The organism is Undibacterium sp. Ji83W (assembly GCF_049340385.1).
Classification (GTDB): Bacteria; Pseudomonadota; Gammaproteobacteria; order Burkholderiales; family Burkholderiaceae_D; genus Undibacterium.
The window spans coordinates 19,300-35,409 of record NZ_JBMPOZ010000036.1; the positions used below are offsets into that span (position 1 = coordinate 19,300).

The 16,110-nt window shown below is 48.6% G+C and carries 14 protein-coding genes; 2 read left to right on the forward strand and 12 right to left on the reverse strand.

Features of this window, described 5'->3' with window-relative positions; genetic code table 11:
• Positions 1 to 6: 6 nt before the first annotated feature.
• The 9 genes from ACO0LD_RS30450 to ACO0LD_RS30490 form a co-directional block, all read right to left on the reverse strand.
• Positions 7 to 843 (reverse strand): hypothetical protein, encoded by an 837-nt coding sequence (locus ACO0LD_RS30450; protein WP_423013054.1) that lies wholly within the window; start codon positions 841 to 843, stop codon positions 7 to 9.
• A 373-nt stretch (positions 844 to 1,216) separates the two neighbouring features.
• Positions 1,217 to 1,828 carry a hypothetical protein gene (locus ACO0LD_RS30455; protein ID WP_423013056.1) on the reverse strand — a complete coding sequence of 204 codons (612 nt, stop codon included), beginning with the start codon at positions 1,826 to 1,828 and terminating at the stop codon, positions 1,217 to 1,219.
• A gap of 164 nt (positions 1,829 to 1,992) precedes the next feature.
• Positions 1,993 to 2,451, reverse strand: coding sequence for a DUF6794 domain-containing protein (locus tag ACO0LD_RS30460; protein ID WP_423013058.1), 459 nt, complete (start codon positions 2,449 to 2,451; stop codon positions 1,993 to 1,995).
• A 99-nt stretch (positions 2,452 to 2,550) separates the two neighbouring features.
• Positions 2,551 to 5,235, reverse strand: coding sequence for a hypothetical protein (locus tag ACO0LD_RS30465; RefSeq protein WP_423013060.1), 2,685 nt, complete (start codon positions 5,233 to 5,235; stop codon positions 2,551 to 2,553).
• A 220-nt stretch (positions 5,236 to 5,455) separates the two neighbouring features.
• The gene (locus ACO0LD_RS30470) at positions 5,456 to 6,010 is read right to left on the reverse strand and encodes a hypothetical protein (RefSeq protein WP_423013062.1); all 555 of its coding nucleotides are present in this window, start codon (positions 6,008 to 6,010) and stop codon (positions 5,456 to 5,458) included.
• 275 nt (positions 6,011 to 6,285) lie between these two features.
• Positions 6,286 to 7,290 (reverse strand): hypothetical protein, encoded by a 1,005-nt coding sequence (locus ACO0LD_RS30475; RefSeq protein WP_423013064.1) that lies wholly within the window; start codon positions 7,288 to 7,290, stop codon positions 6,286 to 6,288.
• Between the two features lie 24 nt (positions 7,291 to 7,314).
• On the reverse strand, positions 7,315 to 8,388 hold the full coding sequence (locus ACO0LD_RS30480; RefSeq protein ID WP_423013066.1) for a hypothetical protein: 1,074 nt from the start codon (positions 8,386 to 8,388) through the stop codon (positions 7,315 to 7,317).
• A 36-nt stretch (positions 8,389 to 8,424) separates the two neighbouring features.
• Positions 8,425 to 8,964 carry a hypothetical protein gene (locus tag ACO0LD_RS30485; protein ID WP_423013067.1) on the reverse strand — a complete coding sequence of 180 codons (540 nt, stop codon included), beginning with the start codon at positions 8,962 to 8,964 and terminating at the stop codon, positions 8,425 to 8,427.
• 3 nt (positions 8,965 to 8,967) lie between these two features.
• Positions 8,968 to 10,530, reverse strand: a complete 1,563-nt coding sequence (locus tag ACO0LD_RS30490; RefSeq protein WP_423013068.1) for a M48 family metalloprotease — start codon at positions 10,528 to 10,530, stop codon at positions 8,968 to 8,970.
• Between the two features lie 80 nt (positions 10,531 to 10,610).
• Between ACO0LD_RS30490 and moaC the strand changes: the two genes are divergently transcribed.
• The gene (moaC, locus tag ACO0LD_RS30495; protein ID WP_423013070.1) at positions 10,611 to 11,147 is read left to right on the forward strand and encodes a cyclic pyranopterin monophosphate synthase MoaC; all 537 of its coding nucleotides are present in this window, start codon (positions 10,611 to 10,613) and stop codon (positions 11,145 to 11,147) included.
• Positions 11,144 to 11,704 carry an endonuclease V gene (locus ACO0LD_RS30500; RefSeq protein WP_423013072.1) on the forward strand — a complete coding sequence of 187 codons (561 nt, stop codon included), beginning with the start codon at positions 11,144 to 11,146 and terminating at the stop codon, positions 11,702 to 11,704. Before moaC ends, ACO0LD_RS30500 begins: the two co-directional genes overlap by 4 nt.
• Before the next feature lie 270 nt (positions 11,705 to 11,974).
• Here the strand turns inward: ACO0LD_RS30500 and ACO0LD_RS30505 are convergent, their stop codons facing one another.
• The 3 genes from ACO0LD_RS30505 to ACO0LD_RS30515 all read right to left on the reverse strand — a co-directional run bounded on the left by ACO0LD_RS30505 (position 11,975) and on the right by ACO0LD_RS30515 (position 15,777).
• Positions 11,975 to 12,406: a hypothetical protein gene (locus ACO0LD_RS30505; RefSeq protein WP_423013074.1), complete on the reverse strand. Its 432-nt coding sequence runs from the start codon at positions 12,404 to 12,406 to the stop codon at positions 11,975 to 11,977.
• A gap of 173 nt (positions 12,407 to 12,579) precedes the next feature.
• Complete coding sequence (locus ACO0LD_RS30510) at positions 12,580 to 14,427, reverse strand: glycoside hydrolase family 16 protein (protein WP_423013076.1); 1,848 nt, start codon at positions 14,425 to 14,427, stop codon at positions 12,580 to 12,582.
• 1,059 nt (positions 14,428 to 15,486) lie between these two features.
• On the reverse strand, positions 15,487 to 15,777 hold the full coding sequence (locus ACO0LD_RS30515; protein ID WP_423013078.1) for a hypothetical protein: 291 nt from the start codon (positions 15,775 to 15,777) through the stop codon (positions 15,487 to 15,489).
• Positions 15,778 to 16,110 lie beyond the last annotated feature (333 nt).

Sequence of the window (16,110 nt, forward strand, 5' to 3'; positions counted from 1 at the left end):
CTGTCATCAACTACCATCCGCCTTCGCAGGTTTATCGCCCGTACCTCGCACATTCATTTTCACGATGCTTTGCAAAAAATCAAACCAGAACGGTGCACCCAGGCTGACCGCAAAGGCCGTGATCAGGCAACCCAGCAAGGCCATGCCGGAGGGGAAAGTGGCAAAAAAAGTTTGAAAGCCAAACATGCTCAGCACGTCGGCAGATATTGCAGGCACAGTAGTCGCGCCTTTTGCGATTGCCGCTGCGGCAGCGGCAGAAGCCTGGTCCCTGAGTACCGGGCTAGTCCATAATGTGCTGCCAACAGCAAATGCATTCAAGTTCATTCCCACCGCCAGCAATGCGCCCAGCCCCAGGCTCAGGTAGCCGCTATAGCGTTTGTAGCGGCCAGACAGCCTGTCCATGGACTCATCAAACCAGGTGGCGACTTCTTGCTCCACTTTAGTGACATCACCCTGCGCACGGCTGGCAGCGAGTTGCAATACGCTTTTGAGATTACCCGCAGGTAAATTGCCTATGGCAATTTCAAGCTGGTTGAACTGGTCTTTTGAGGCATCTCCTATCCCACCCAGTACATGCATGGTGGCAGCAGCAAAGCTGGTCGAACAGATATACGACAATTTGCCATCCAGTGGTGACACCCGTGGATGATTGATGATGGCTTGTATGACAGGATCAAGATTCTTTTTTTGCTCCAGCAATTCATCCACGCCAGACGCGAGGGTATTTGCCCTGAGTTTCAACGCGGTGGCGATGAACTCTTGCAAGGCAGTGACGAACAAGGATACCGCGAGAAAAAACAAGGCTATACCGATGGCTGTTTCCAGGACCTGGCTACCGAACATGATCACATCCTTTTTTATATATTCGCTTATCGGACTTCCACAAAACCAGCCCAGCTACCGTACAGCGCCGTGATTGCCTTGTCTGCCGCAATGGCACTGAAGCCCCCTAAGGTCACGGATAATAAGCTTGACGAAAATGACGACATCCGGGCAGCTTGCGAGCGACTCAGGATTATCAACATCATCGACATTTTTATCCACGACGCATGAACATACTCTACTGTAGATGTGCGTCTTTTCAGGGAGATGACATTTTTACAAACAAAGCAAATGAAAGATAGCATTTAATTGTGTAAAAGTCACTTTATTCTGCATGCATGTTGTTGAATGTTGTTATATGTTGCGTGGGTTCACGGTAGATAATCAGTAGTACTCATTCCTTGATATCTGGCAACGATTCTGGTAATGCCGTCGGCAAGCGTGCTGGACGGCTCTTCAACACTGCCGCAAACACCTGCGCCAGTTCTGCCGCATCTTCACCTGCATGATGGGTATGCGGCAATCCTTCAAGATTGAGCGCGTATTTGATCTTGCCCTTGCGGCTCTCCACCCATTCGCAACCGGTGAGCCCCATCCAGTAACTGCGCAAATCCACACCTGATCCGGTAGCACCAAAGGGGCTGGTACCGATGAACTTCATGAAGTACCAGTGCACAAACATGCCGTCCCACACAGCGGGTGCAGCCAGGAAAACCGGCCTGCCTATCTTGCGCAATGAATTTACCCAATCATAAGCAGCTCGTATGGCTTGCGCGGCATCTGGTGCGTTACGGATCAGATGATCCCTGTCCAAACCTGACACCGCTAAAGCAGCCGGATCAAACTCATCCGATATGGGTTTGATCTCGGAATAAAACGTCAACTCGGGATGCCCGGCCACAGCCATCCCCAAAGAGATCATGCTATAAGGGCCAGGTATAGGGCCATCTGCCTCGACATCCACCGCGATATAAATTTCTGGAAGTTCTTTGATGGGTGCGGTCATGCTTGCTCCTTTAAATGATTGTTGTCTGAACTGGCGGGTATGAATTCACTGCTGTAGTTAGTGTAGGGTTCAGTGTGGGGGTCACTGCGAGAACATCATGCATTAGCTTAGGCGAGAATTACTTATGGCAAGGCGCAGGCTGATGTCTGACATCAAATAAAAATTCAACGCAGCTTTTTCCAGATTTGCTGGATGATGACCATGGACATATGGTCAGGATGCCGATCACCATCATTATCGAGTGCTGAGCAAGAATCAGTCAATGCCACATTGCCGCGCCACAAGCCGGTACTGTTGCGTATCCCCATACCCCATCCCATGTGAAACTGAATCAGATTTTCATAAGTCGAATCGCGCACGCGCTGCTTGCTGGGTTCATCCAGCCTGGCCAATATCTGCGTCGCAGCTTGATCACAGGTGGTTGGCCAGGTATCGGCATCCGGGTAACGCTTGCAATTCTTGTCGTAGCCATTTTTACCTGGCATGGCGCAGGTGGCAGCTGCCGCGCTGGCGCTGCCAGCATTAGCCTTCTGGACAGGTGTCGCTTGCGCCCACGCCGCATTGACGCACATCATCATGACAGCAGCAAAGCCAGAGCAGATAACTGATCGTGTAATGTTCATAAATTCCCCGTTTCAAAAAGAGTTGAACAAAGGTGTCAACTCAAAAATATCAAACAAACATCATACATGAAGTAAAGGAAATCACTTGCATTTTGACAATCATTCGTCCTGCCACGAACCATCGTCCCACCAATCCTGCGCAAGGATGGTGGCGACGTCATAGCATGCGCCGTCTTGTAAACGATAAAGTTTCAGTTCCAGCAAATCCGACATTTCCTCGTTATATGATTTGAATGCTGCCTTTAATTCTTGCGTTACGTTTTCGGGATAGACCGAAAAGCACACCAGTTGATCCTCTTCATCAATCGCCATTAACTGGCGCGCGATTACCTTGCCCTGTTCATTACGGGCATACAAGACCTGCTTGTTGGCATCAAGCAGACAGGCGACCGCAGAATAATCACATAAGCCACCAACTCCCAGACAACTGCCGGCATAGGTTCCCATCATGAGGACTTCAAATGGATCGAGCTCAAATGCGAGACTCAATTTACCCTGTGCAGTCTGCCCTGCACGCTGCAGACCCATTTGCCAAAGAGAACGCCGCACCTTTGGATGTTTCGCATACCATTGTTGATTAAGCGGGTGATCAACATAATCCAGCGTGTTGCCTGCGCGGGCATTCAACAAAAACCGCCGCAGGCCCTTGCGGTTATTTGCAAAACTACCGCCACTCAAACCTGCCAGCAAACGCAAGGCATGCCTGGCTGGGCGGGAGTATTCATATAGCTGAAATGGTGCATCTATCTCTTTCCACAAAGCAGCTTCAAGTGCGCGCAACAGTAAAGAAGGCAAACGAGACAGGGTCAATTGACAATGCCTTGACACCTGCGATGGCGATAAATTCAGGCGTCCATCCAAAAAATCACGCAAGCGGCGTGGCAAGGGGCTATCCAAGCCGTCAGCTTTACTCAATGAAAACAAACGCCGACAGGCATCTGGCGGGGGCATTAAATGCCAGTCCAGTGCAAACCAGTCTGTTTTCATCTGTTGCCTCATGAAAGACTGACGTCTCTCATAGGCCAGGCTACCAAGCAGGCGCAAGGTTTTGAATAATCGGGAAGGTGCATGAAGCAATGAATTTCGCAAGAATAATGGAGCCCCTTCACTCAATGTGTAAGAGCCAAAAACAATCAGTCTTGCTTCATCCTGGCGGCGACAAGCACGCTCCAAATGCAGCCATATACGCATATCGAGATCAAGAATTTCTTGCCTTTCATCTTCAGGCCAGGTCTCGACAATGTTAACGAAACTGTGTCCGTAATCGATATTCGCCGAGAATGGCGGCAAGCATAATTTATGCATCAGTGGCAAAAATTCACGTGCTGCCCTGGCCATACTCGATGCCTTGCCCCAACCGTCAATAAAATTTTTCCACATCAGCGCCAGCTTGTCTTGCCTGTCAGCAGGTAAGGCTATCAGTGCATCATGGCAGACATAAAACACATCCAGATAAACCCGCCACTTTGCTTGTTGCTTGTCTTTATCATCTTCATCCATAAAGTTGTACATGACATTGAGCCAGGTTTGGGCCGCCCCCTGATTGAGCTTTTCCCATTGCGTCTCGCGCAGTAATTTTGCAAGGCCGGGTAATTCCGCGCAATAATCCCATAAAGAAATCCTTGGTCCGCCACCAGTAGCATCACAAGCTTTAACGATTGCTTCAACAGGTACATCCTTGCAATCAAGCTTCGCACCCAGCATGTATTCACGCAAATTGGTCTCGCCACTCATCTCAAACAACAGGCAGCCCGCCAGACTGTATTCCACACTCACTAGTCTCTGCAAATTGGCGAGGCTACTGCGCAAATAATATTCAAATCGAGAATCTTCTTCTGTCAAATCCTGCAAACGGATAAGCTGATCAGCATTCATCTGCTGCACCGACAATTTCCCCTGCACTTCGCGCATCAGCACACGCAAGAAAATATTCTGGCGCTTTTCAGGCAACAGCAAAGCTAGTTCCGCAGCATGGGTTTGCCCTGTATTCATTGCACACAAGCGCGCCAGCAAAACCAGTTTTTCTGAACGTGAAACTTCATCGCTATGCAAGCTGTTGTGCTGGTGCCATATTTGCAGCCAGGCCAGTTGTTGATCTGCACTGCATTCGCGCAGTCGCCACAAGAAATTGCGACGGAAGGCATCGGGTAAGACTGGCAATTCTTCCGCAAGTGCGCGCCAACGATGAAAATACAAGGCAGCGCTGGTTGGGACGATGTCTGCTGCCAAGGGCAGCACCAGCCCTTGCGCATCCAGCACAGGTAACACAGTAAAATCATGCTGCGCAAAAAAGACATCCAGTAAGCGTGGATCTGCCAGCCAGCGACACAAATCAAGCTCAGCCTGTACCGGTTTGGGTGGCTGGTATTTTGTACCGCGATAAGCACGTGGATGGGCCGCAGTGGCCATTGGCTTTTTTACCGCCCTGACTTGCGGTGCGGTTGCCGTAGTCGCACTTGTACTCGCCCTTGCAGAATCAGATACAGTCATCCAGAACACGCGCCAAAATGCAGGCCAGACACTGCTCAATTCAGTGGCGTCTTGCAGGCTATGCCAGTCTGCCAGCAAGCTTGCAGCAGAGGGGAATAGCCGCATATCCTGTGTATGCAGTGCAGCCAAATCTATCTGACGAAAAACAGGCTGCACCACACCATCAACTTCATCGCTCAGCAAGGCAACAATGCCCTCTGGCTGACGCAGCAGACTGATTAATATTGATTTGACAGATTTAACGACAGGCGGCTTGAGCGCAGCCTTGTCTTTGACAGGATTAACTGATGGCATGTGAACATAAAATGAAAAATCTAGGGGCGGCGCTTACTCACAAACATGCATCACAGCGCAATCACGCATGCAAGCAGTTTGGTCAGGCACCTCTCTTGGACAAAACCAGCTCTAAGTTGAGCAGGTTCAAATTTTCATTTGAATTTCACATGTGGATAAGATGATTTAAAGGGGAAATAAGTAAACAGCCAAAGCGGCTATCGTATCTGCATATTATAAATTAATCTGACCCAGATGGCATTCCATCTTTTTTCAGTCGCTCATCTGCAAGTTGCCACCACTTCATTTCAGGATGCAAACCAATTGCCGTGATAAATTTACGCAATCCTCCTACAATCTCCTGAGGTGGAGTATGCTTGGTACCATCCCATTCTTGCGCACCACACTTGAAGCAGATCGGTAAAGTGCTCAGCAATTCATCTTGGGCATAGAATTTGATGGTGTGATGTGCTACAAAAATACAGGCTGCACTCACATATTGTGTTCTGTCAGGTACAGCCTTGACCAGCCGCTTAAAATTGACCACGTCTTGCGGGCTCAATATCACGGTTTGGTAAACAAGCTGTTCCCGCTGTTGGAATGTATGCGTCTTGACCTCGAAAAAATCATACTTGTCAGAGTGTTCTGTCACGACTATCTTATCGGCCTGTTCAATTGCCTTGATCAAATCACGCTTGTAGGCCGCACCCTCACCCGACAATTTACTGGCTTGGGTTGGAGCCGCACTCAAGCAGGCGCACAAGGCTATACATAAAAAAACAAATTTCCTGAACATGCTATATACCTATTTAAGATTTCTCTAGTCTATACCCACACTTCTCACTAAATACTTTGGCTCGTCTTGACTCGACTTATACTCCAAAAGTACCCCACTCTTTATATTCTTCTTGTCTGATTAGGTATTTGAAAAATCAAGAGAATTTCCTTACTTCCATTTAAGGATTTAAGCAGATTCAACTTGGTTCATTTTGAATATCAGGCGCATCAACTTTACAGTTCTTGTAATCGAACTCAGTTTTTTAAAGCCACAATCAAGCTAGTAGCATTAACCTATGTCCCAGTGTCAAAAAGAATTGGATAAACAGCCATCGCCTGATTCAATACTTCTGTGACTTCAACTTCTAGAGGTTGCCAGGGTGATCGCCCCTTCAACATGAACTCTTTATAGTATTGTGACCCTTGGTGGCTCACTAGCAAATGAATCCCAACCGGCCAATTCCATTTTTTCATGAGTTGCAGGCGAAGTAATGAGAGTGTTGCAACTTCATCATTAACATCTTTCAAAGGCCGCAATGAAAACATTGATAACAAAGATTGTGAGCGTTTTGATTTAATAGGTGTTTCCGCCATTGGGTATCTCGGCCTGATCATATCCCAATCCAAAAAACGTGGAGTAAGCCAGGCCTGCGCATGCTCACTCGTCGTATTCTCTATCGCTGTTTCCAAAGCATTTCTTCTTTTAGAAAATATATCAACGGAACGAGTACTTCGGTCATGGTCAGAATCGAAAAGAATTCCAAGATTCTTATCAACAGACTCAGACCAGGCAAGCAATCCTACATCATTCAATTTTGCTTGCGGCAGCAAGAAAAATATTCCTAGCTGATCGATATGCAGTCTTAATCGGTGCAAAAAACTCTCAAAGACATCATCACTATCCGGCAGAAGCACCGTTCTAAACCAGGCACGGGGGACATCAGGTTCATGCGTACCAATAGACAACTCTTGATTTTCGCCGAACCAGCTACAACCGGCCAAAGTTTCAGGTATATAGGCTGGATCGATGGACAATTCTGCGAACATCCTTCGAAATCCTGATGCTACGGAAGAACTGCCGATCACTTTTTCCGTCCATTCAAACAGATTTTTCGCATGATTGAATTGCATACCCCAACTGCAGCCAGTTGGAGGAATCAAAAGTAACAGTCGCAAATCAATGTCAGGCAGTTTTATCCAAAATATCTGGACGCAGTCTGCATGACTTTTGTCCGGTATTAATTCATACCTCATCGAAAAATATGCGAATGGTGATATTTCAATCGTGTCTATTTTCATTTAAATACCAAACAGGGGTGCAAGTTAACTTTGAGATGAAGTGCGCCAGACATCATCCCAGGAGTTCTGCCAATAGCTGGGATATTTTTCCTGCATCGCTTGCAAAAACAAGTCCATTTCCTCAACGGCATTAAATTTCAACAATCCGGCTGGTGGCTTCGGACCTTTTTTAAATCGTTCGATCGCAAACTCTCTACCGACGCGCGCGGATTGTATGAATACTGGCCACTCCAGTCGCCGAACCAAATGTGCACGCAACGCATTCACGAGATCATTATGACGTTGGCCGCGATTCATGGCATCGTAATCCTTCAAGTAATTTACTACCAAGTATGGATATGCTATTTGAAAAGAAAAATCATCAAGATTCGGACTCATCGAGAGAAAATCAAGCAGGATTCCGTTGTCCAACTCCGCCAATATATGTTCCAACATCTCTATCTGAATACTGTCTTTCTTAGCCGATTCAGGCCCGCCGTACATATTCCTGAAAAGAACCGCCTCGTCATGGTCATCAACGCCGAGAAAGCGCTCCTGCCAATCTGAATTAAACAATTTCTCATCATCAAACGGCCTGACAAAGAACATACCGCGCTCTGCAATATATTCACGCAAAACCTGGGTCAAATTGGTTCTTGCATCAGGGGTTCTCGGAATTAAATAGGTGCGAAACCAGAGTGGATTCAGCGGACGTTCCTTTTTGTTGTAGGCTATGGATGGCGGACTCAAAAAAACGCCATCAAAAGCCAATAAACCATAAGGGATATTCTGAGCGGTCAAATCATGCGATGCCAATTCTTTTTTAAATTTTGTACGAGTCTCTTTATCTATAAAAAAAGATTGTATCCATGATGCCTGCTGCGGCCCGACATCCACAGCAATTTCTGCAGTGTCATAACTATTCCTCGGAACTGAAACCAGGACATGATTTCTGGGAGCCGCCAGAATAGCTGCAGTCCAAGGGAGTTTTTCAAAATCCAAAAAATACAGCATCAATTTATCGCGTGATCGCAACTCATCTTCAGCCCAGTGAAGAGATGTTTTTTTCAAGTCGCTAAATTGAAGTTCGGCAGTTGACAGTAACAATGGGAAACTCATTTCTTTTTTCACGAGTTGGTAGGGGCCTGTCATATTTCAGATATTATTCCTGACCAGGTTCGCCCATTCTCTTTCCGTATCTAATTTCACTGACTTGATGAATTGCGCCAGCCCAACATAGATATCTGCTGGCGGTGTATGTTTCGTCGCATCCCATTGCTGTTGCGAGCAGGCAAAGCAAATATCGAGCTTGCTGCTCAACTTGCCCTGTGCATAAAAATACACCGTATGATGGGGATCAAAAACACAGGCGGAGAAAGCTTGCTGAGTTTTATCAGGGACATGTTCAATCGCAGCAATGAAGTTTTCGCGATCGCGTGTAGTCAGCGTCACGGTGCGATAGACTTTTTCTTTTTGCGTGGCCGCTTGCCCTGCTTGCATAAAATCCAGCTCGGACGAATGTTCGGTCACGACTATCTTGCTGGATTGGCGGATTGCATTGAGCAAATCTGTTTTATAAGCTGCGCCTTCAGCTGCATCATTTTTTTCAGAGGAGCAAGCAAATAAAAGGCCACAGACCAGCAGCGAGAGATATCGCTGCAAGTCTTGCTCAGGCTTAAGAAATTGCCACATCATGCATCAACGCCGCTTCTTCTCTTCCGCCAGCTGCTCTTTGTGTTTTTCTTTCCATTCACGCTCACGCGCATCGATGACGGATAGTTCAAAATACTGTGCATCTTTTTCACGGCGGGCGATGTCGAGTTGTTGCAGGGCGGCGGCGAGGTTGCCTTCTATGCCGTAAGCCTCGGCCAGGGCGACGTGCTGGGCGGCTTGCTTGCCCTGGGCGGCGTAGACCTTGGCCAACAGGTTATAGAGTTGTGCTTCTTGCCGGTACAGGACGATCTGGTCGCGTAAAAAGACTGCCGCCTGTTCTTCCTTGCTGTCGGCCAGCAGGGCCTCGGCATATTGCACGGCGACGCCGCGTGAAAGCGGCAAGTCGCGCATGCCTTTTTCTGCTTCTTTGACGGCGGCGGCGGTTTGCTTGTCACCGATCAAAATGTCGATGGACAGGTCGATATACATATTGCTGTAACTGAGCAGGCTTTTATACGCGGGCACTTGCTCCAGCATTTTGCGCGATTGATCAAGCAGCTTGCGGGCCGTGGCAAAGTCCAGGCGTTTATAGGCGACAAAGGCCTGGCCGTATTTGGCGGTGATCTGGTCTTCCAGTTTGCCGGTTTTTGCCTGGGTGTCAAAAAAAGTGCTGGCATCCATCAGGCCCTGCGTGCTGCTGTCTTGCAATACCCTGATCCTGGCCTTGGTGAGCAAAAATTCCAGGCTGTCGGCATGCTGGCGATAACGCTGGTCTACCAGGCGTGATTGTATATCCGCTATCCTGTCGCTGGTCAGGGGGTGGCTGCGCAAATATGGTGGCAGGTTATCGTTATAGTTGCGCATGGAATTTTGCAGGCGGCCAAAAAAACTGACCATGCCTGAGGGGTCAAAGCCTGAGTCGCGCAAGATCTGGAAGCCGACACGGTCAGCCTCACGCTCAGCGTCCCGTCCAAAATTCAATTGCTTTTGTATCGCCAGGCCCTGCCCGCCAGTGGCAATTGCCATGGCAGCATCAGGGCTGGAGCGGGCTGCCAGCACAGCCAGTGCCAGTGCCGCCAGCGGGATAAGGGCATCGCCGCGCTGGCTGGTCAGCATGCGGGCAATGTGGCGCTGGGCCACGTGACCAATTTCATGGCCCATGACCGAAGCCAGTTCAGATTCAGACTGTGCCGCCAAAATCAGGCCAGAATGAAAGCCGATAAAGCCGCCGGGAAAGGCAAAGGCATTCAGCACGGGGTCACGCACGGCAAAAAATTCGAAATTGAAATTGGTTTCGCCACGGGCATCGGGCCGGGCTTCCAGCATCTTGTTGCCGAGGCGGTTCAGGTATTCGCTGGTGGGTGCATCGTCCATGAAATCCGGGTCGCGCCTGACCACGCTCATGATTTGCTCGCCCAGCTTGCGTTCAGCCAGGGGCGACAAATCTTCACGCGAGGTATCGCCCAGAGTCGGCAGGTTTTGCGCCTGGACTAGTCCGGATGGCAGGTTGACACTCCCCAAACCAGCAGCCAGCAAGACCGCCAGACGCAGGGCAGACAGGCGAAAAACGCGTCGTAAGGGGTTCTCAATGCTATGATACTTGGACACTAATAGCTTCCTTATTTTTCAAGACTTATTCAGGACTTATTTGAGTACACAATACTGTCCTACAGGCTTTTTACACAATTATGAGCACAGATACAAGCAAACCCAGCAAACCCGACCTGCCTCACGAATTGACGAACGAACTGACCCATTTCGACGCAGGTGGTCAAGCCCATATGGTGGATGTTGGTAATAAAAACAATAGCCATCGCATCGCCATCGCCCGTGGCCATATTCGCATGCTGCCTGCCACACTGGCAATTATCCAGCAAGGCAATGCAAAAAAGGGCGATGTCATTGGCATAGCCCGCATCGCTGCCATCATGGCGGCCAAACGCACCAGCGACCTGATCCCGCTCTGCCACCCACTGGCACTCACCCGTGTCACTGTTGATTTTAGCATTGATGCAAGTAACAACACCGTTACATGCGAAGCCCAGGTTGAAACAGTTGGTAAAACCGGCGTCGAGATGGAAGCCCTTACCGCAGTGCAAGTTGGCCTGCTGACCGTGTACGACATGTGTAAAGCCGTTGACCGGGGCATGGTCATGACGGATATACGTGTGCTGGAGAAACACGGCGGCAAATCGGGCGACTGGGTGGCGGATATTGATAAATGACAGCAAAACCAGCCACTTTGCTGGCGGTAGATGTGCATTACAGCAGCCATGGCGAGGGTGGCAGTGGTGAGCAGGCCAGTGTCGCTGGCGTCATCTTCCATAACTGGGATGACGAGTACCCAGCAAAAACCTGCATCAGCCACATCAGCCATGTTGCCGACTATGTACCCGGCGAGTTCTACAAGCGCGAGCTACCCTGCATATTACAGCTGCTGACAGAGCATGATTTGCAGCCAGACTGCATCATTATTGACGGTTATGTGTATCTCGATGGCAAGAGCAAACCCGGTCTGGGCTGGTATTTGCATGAGGCACTGGCTGGCAAGCTCAACATCATCGGCGTTGCCAAGTCATCTTTCTCGGCCATAGATGCATCGTTTGGTATCTGCCGGGGCGAGAGCATCAAGCCGCTGTACATCACCAGCATAGGCATAGACCAGGCCACAGCCCAAACCAACATTGCTGCCATGCATGGCAAATTCCGCATACCGACTTTGTTGAAGCAGGTGGATCAGCTTTGTCGTGAGGCGGGGGGTAAGCCTGTCGCCAATACCTGAAACCCTTGCTTGCGCATAATAATCAGTTGGTCTAATTATTGAAAAGCGATAAACATGCCAATATTTACCAGTTGGGGCCCCAAAGATGCGCAGTCTCCATGTACCCTTGCATCAGACGAAGACCCGCCTCGCTTCAATGATGGGACACGAGAACCAGATTGCGAACAACTGTTCTGGCGCATAGAAGCCGCCGCTCATGAAGAAGCAATGGCCATCTATCATCTGCGCCAGGGCTGGGAGCCATATATAGCTTTGTACGGTAGTCTGACCCTATTCAGGCATGACAGGAGCATCTCCAGAATCGGATTTCCTTTTATCAGCAGCTTGACGCTCGAATGTTTCTCGCATTCTTTCTGCACGTTTACCGAAAAAAACGCTTTCGTATGTCCTGTCAAATTCGCTGTTTTCTCTTAATTGTATCTCGCCGGTAAATTGCAACGTAATAATAAGACTTTCAACAGTAAATATCGCCGAAGCAATTGCTGCAAACAAGTCTAAGCCAAGAATCTCAGTTGAACGAAACCCCTCTATATTCGTAGCAAGTATCAAGTATAGCTGCTTCGAAGATCTATCTGATCCGAGCATCTTTGGTTCACCAAGTATTGTGAAATGATACTGCTTCCACTCGGTTTCTCCATGTTCCCTAAAGAGCACTTTTCTTGGTGGAAACAGTGGAACCAATTCTTCAACTTCATTTGTCACGTAGTTCCCTCCTTATAGTATGACAAGCTTGATAACATCATTATATTCCCCTGCACCATGTTCGTCCAATTGGAGAGGAAAATGGGGTCACCGATTAGCCTCCGGTAGTCAAGCAATCGAAAAAAACGGTCGTAAATTCCTTACGACCGTCTTCTCTACAAACTAACAAAACATCACTTCATCGTGAAGCTCTGCTGCCCAGTATCGACTGCGTAGTTTTTCACAACATCCCAATAAGTGAAACTGTATTTCACCAGATCCCCTGCTTTGAGCCCACTGACTGCGTAGCTGTTGTTACCGTTGGACTGTGTCATGCGGAAGTTTTGCTGGCCGCCGGAGTTGACTGTGTAATGCACGTCTGCCCACGACGAAGTGTTGATGCCAAACTGCAATGTGCTTGCGTTGATTTGTGTGGCATTGCTTGAAACCGGTGTCGGTGTCGGCGTTGGAGTCGGAGTTGGCGTCGGCGTCGGCGTCGGAGTTGGCGTCGGCGTTGGCGTTGGCGTTGGCGTTGGCGTTGGCACACCAGTATCCCAAATAATATCGTCAACCGCCCACTGGAAAGTGCTGCCTGGCAGGCTGCCATCGACGCTGTAGATCTGGAACAGATCAGACATCGATTGCAAGGCGATCAGGTTGCCCGCCAGTGCAGAAATGGGGATCGTGGCCGTGCCCCAATTGCCATCGCGTACCAGGCCATAGCTCGCCACGCTTGCGGGGAAAGTAACTGAGCCCTGGTTGGTGTAGGTATCACCAATGCCGACTTTGAAGGCGACGTTAGCGGGTATCTTGATCCTGAATTTCAGCGTGCCATTTCTGTAGTTGCTCATGTCACGCACCTGGCGCGATTGTATGCTGCTGCCAAACCATTGGTTGGCGGCGGTGTAGTTCCAGGCGATGACATTACTGCCTTCATACGGTGCGGTAGAGCCTGCCGACATCGATGCCTGATTCCAGTTCCACACGTCCGAGCTGACACCTGCCGCCTGTTTGTTATTGACTGCAGTGAGATCGGTGAACACGCCAAATTTACCCACCTCGGGCACGTTAGGGTTGCCCACTTTCACCGTGCCTTTGCCATCCAGCTCATAGACCCGCACATAGTCGACATACATGGTGCCCGGTAAAGGTGTGGTCACTTGTGCGGGTGTTGCCGCATCGGTGAAATTGCCGCCTACCGCGAGGTTAAACAGCAGGTAATACGGTGCTTGCAGCGAAGTTGAATTGACAGGCAAAGGGTTTTGATACATGTCGCGCTCTACACCGTTATCGATGACGGTAAAGCGCATTTGGGTATCAGTCCAGTACAGGCGGTAAGTGACGAAACGATTGATCAAAGGTGTCGAGGCGATATACCAGTTTTTAGTTTGCCACGCGGTCGAAGCGGCGCAACTGGCATTGCCCGGCACGCAAGCCGCGTCCTGATAGGTAATGACATTTGAGCCTGCATAATTATTGATCGCAGGGTAGCCAGCCAGGGCCCTGCCAGCGTTGCTATGCCCCATTTCCATGATGTCGATTTCGCCGTTGCGCGGCCAGGTTTGCGGGCTGGTACCCAGCATCCAGGCGGCAGGCCACAGCCCTGTGCCGACTTGTGGTGTGCTGATGCGCATCTCCACCATGCCGTACTGGACTTGCACCTTGCCCGCAGAGGAAATTTTTCCGGACGTGAAGACATTGCTGCCGATAACCTGGTTTTTTGCCTGGATTGCCAATGCGCGCGTACCAGGTTCAAACGGCACGTTTTGTATCGAGACATTGTTCGGGCTGTAGTATTCCAATTCCTGATTACCGTAGCCGCACAAATTGATCTGGCAGCCATTGCCATCATAGGCTGTCCACAAGCCGGTGTTGAGGCTGGTACCATTAAATTCCTCTGACCAAATCAGTTTGCCTATCACAGGATTAGTGACGCTGGCATAGCCTTGCGAGCCATAGGCCAGCAAGATGCTGGCCGCGATGGCGGTGAGTGTGCTGCTGCGTTTTTGTTTGTTGAGACGATAGTCCTGCCGTTTCATCATGCCTCCGTAATTTTCAATTTTAAAAACAGGAATTAGACGGATTGACATTGAAAAGCACTGTCAACAACGTCTGTCTGAGCTATGTGTAAAGACCACTGATGTAAATTCCCGAATCTGCTCCCATTCAATTCGCATTATTTTGGAAACGTTTCCATTCGAGAGTTTTAATATTGATATTATTTGTAATTTTTGTCAATGGGGATTTTTACATCTGAGAGATATTGCATTTAAAGCAATATCACTGTAAATGCGCGCTCAAGGCGTTTATTGTGTGACTGAGAATGGGCTAGCAGCGGAAAGCGATGCTGACAGAAAAAATGGGGTAAGGGAATTGTAAACGAATCAAGTAGCTACAGATCTGCCCATCACCTGGACGCAACGCGGTACTGAGATGCTTCTGGAGTAGCTGTGCTAATAAACAAAAACCCGGATGATGTTTCGCTAGATCCACATGGGTGAAGCTGCGATTCACGCAACCACACGTTGAAGCAAAAAGGCACGACGGCATTCTGAAACAAGCATGTGATGGCGTGGTAAATATTATCGCGGTGTGTTGCGAGTATGTTGTTCGACTGCTTGACTACCGGGGGCTAATGGGTGGCCCCACTGACTGCTTTGACTGCTTTATTCAGGCTCCTAGATTCGCCCAGTGACATGGGTGGATCCTTGTACTACAGTGGAACAACTTTTATTGGCGACTTCGTGTCGCACAACACTGACCAGGGCTGCAGCAACAACAAGCCAATTAAATTGGCCTAAAGGTCACATTAAACTTCCCACAAGAACACATTGTTTTAATAACTCGGTTATCAGCATCAAGTTGCAATTGAATTAAACCACCACAAGAATCGCAAAAGACAACTTCTCTTCCATTTCGATTCCTCTCCATTGCATCAAGCAAATGGCTTCTATCTTTAGCAGTTATTTCTTTACTCTTATTAAACATTGATTTCTTTGACTTTCAGTTTAATTAATATTCAAACTATCTTTTTGCTGAAAATATAACACTGGAAGTACTTCTGCCATTCACGATGATAATGCCGTGCGCCGCTTGCTAGGTTACTGTCCCTCCATCACTTTGATTAGCCAGCTTTTTAATGCACTTAACTCAGGACTAAAACCAACATACGATTTGCTAGAAAAATCATATCGAACAGAAGATTCATCGTATGATTTCAAGAAGTTCCATATCGCCAATTGCACCCAATCTGGAACGCTCGGCCACAAAACAGAAAAATCTGATGAGTCGGCCAATAATTTAATTATTGCGCTGACTGTCTCATCCTTGGTGTATATCCCAGAATGATAAGCCTCAGTATATGCACTTAGTCTATCAGTAGCATTATTCATTTTTCCCTTCCCTGAATTTTTTCACAATCTGATCTGCATGATCCCATGCTTGCGAATGCCAACTATTCTGCAGTCCTCCGTTAGTAGGCGATGCAGTTTGTTGAATAAACTGCAATAGAGTCCATTTCCCTTTATCCTCGAACTTGGCTAACTCGAAGTTTTCGTGTGCAATAAGCAAAATCAGGGTCACCCATTAGCCCCCGATAGTCACCCATTAGCCCCCGATAGTCAAGTAGTCGAACCACATACTCGCAACACACCGCGATAAAATTTACCCCGCCACCACACGCTTGTTTCAAAATGCCGTCGTGCCTTTTGCTTCAACGTGTGGTT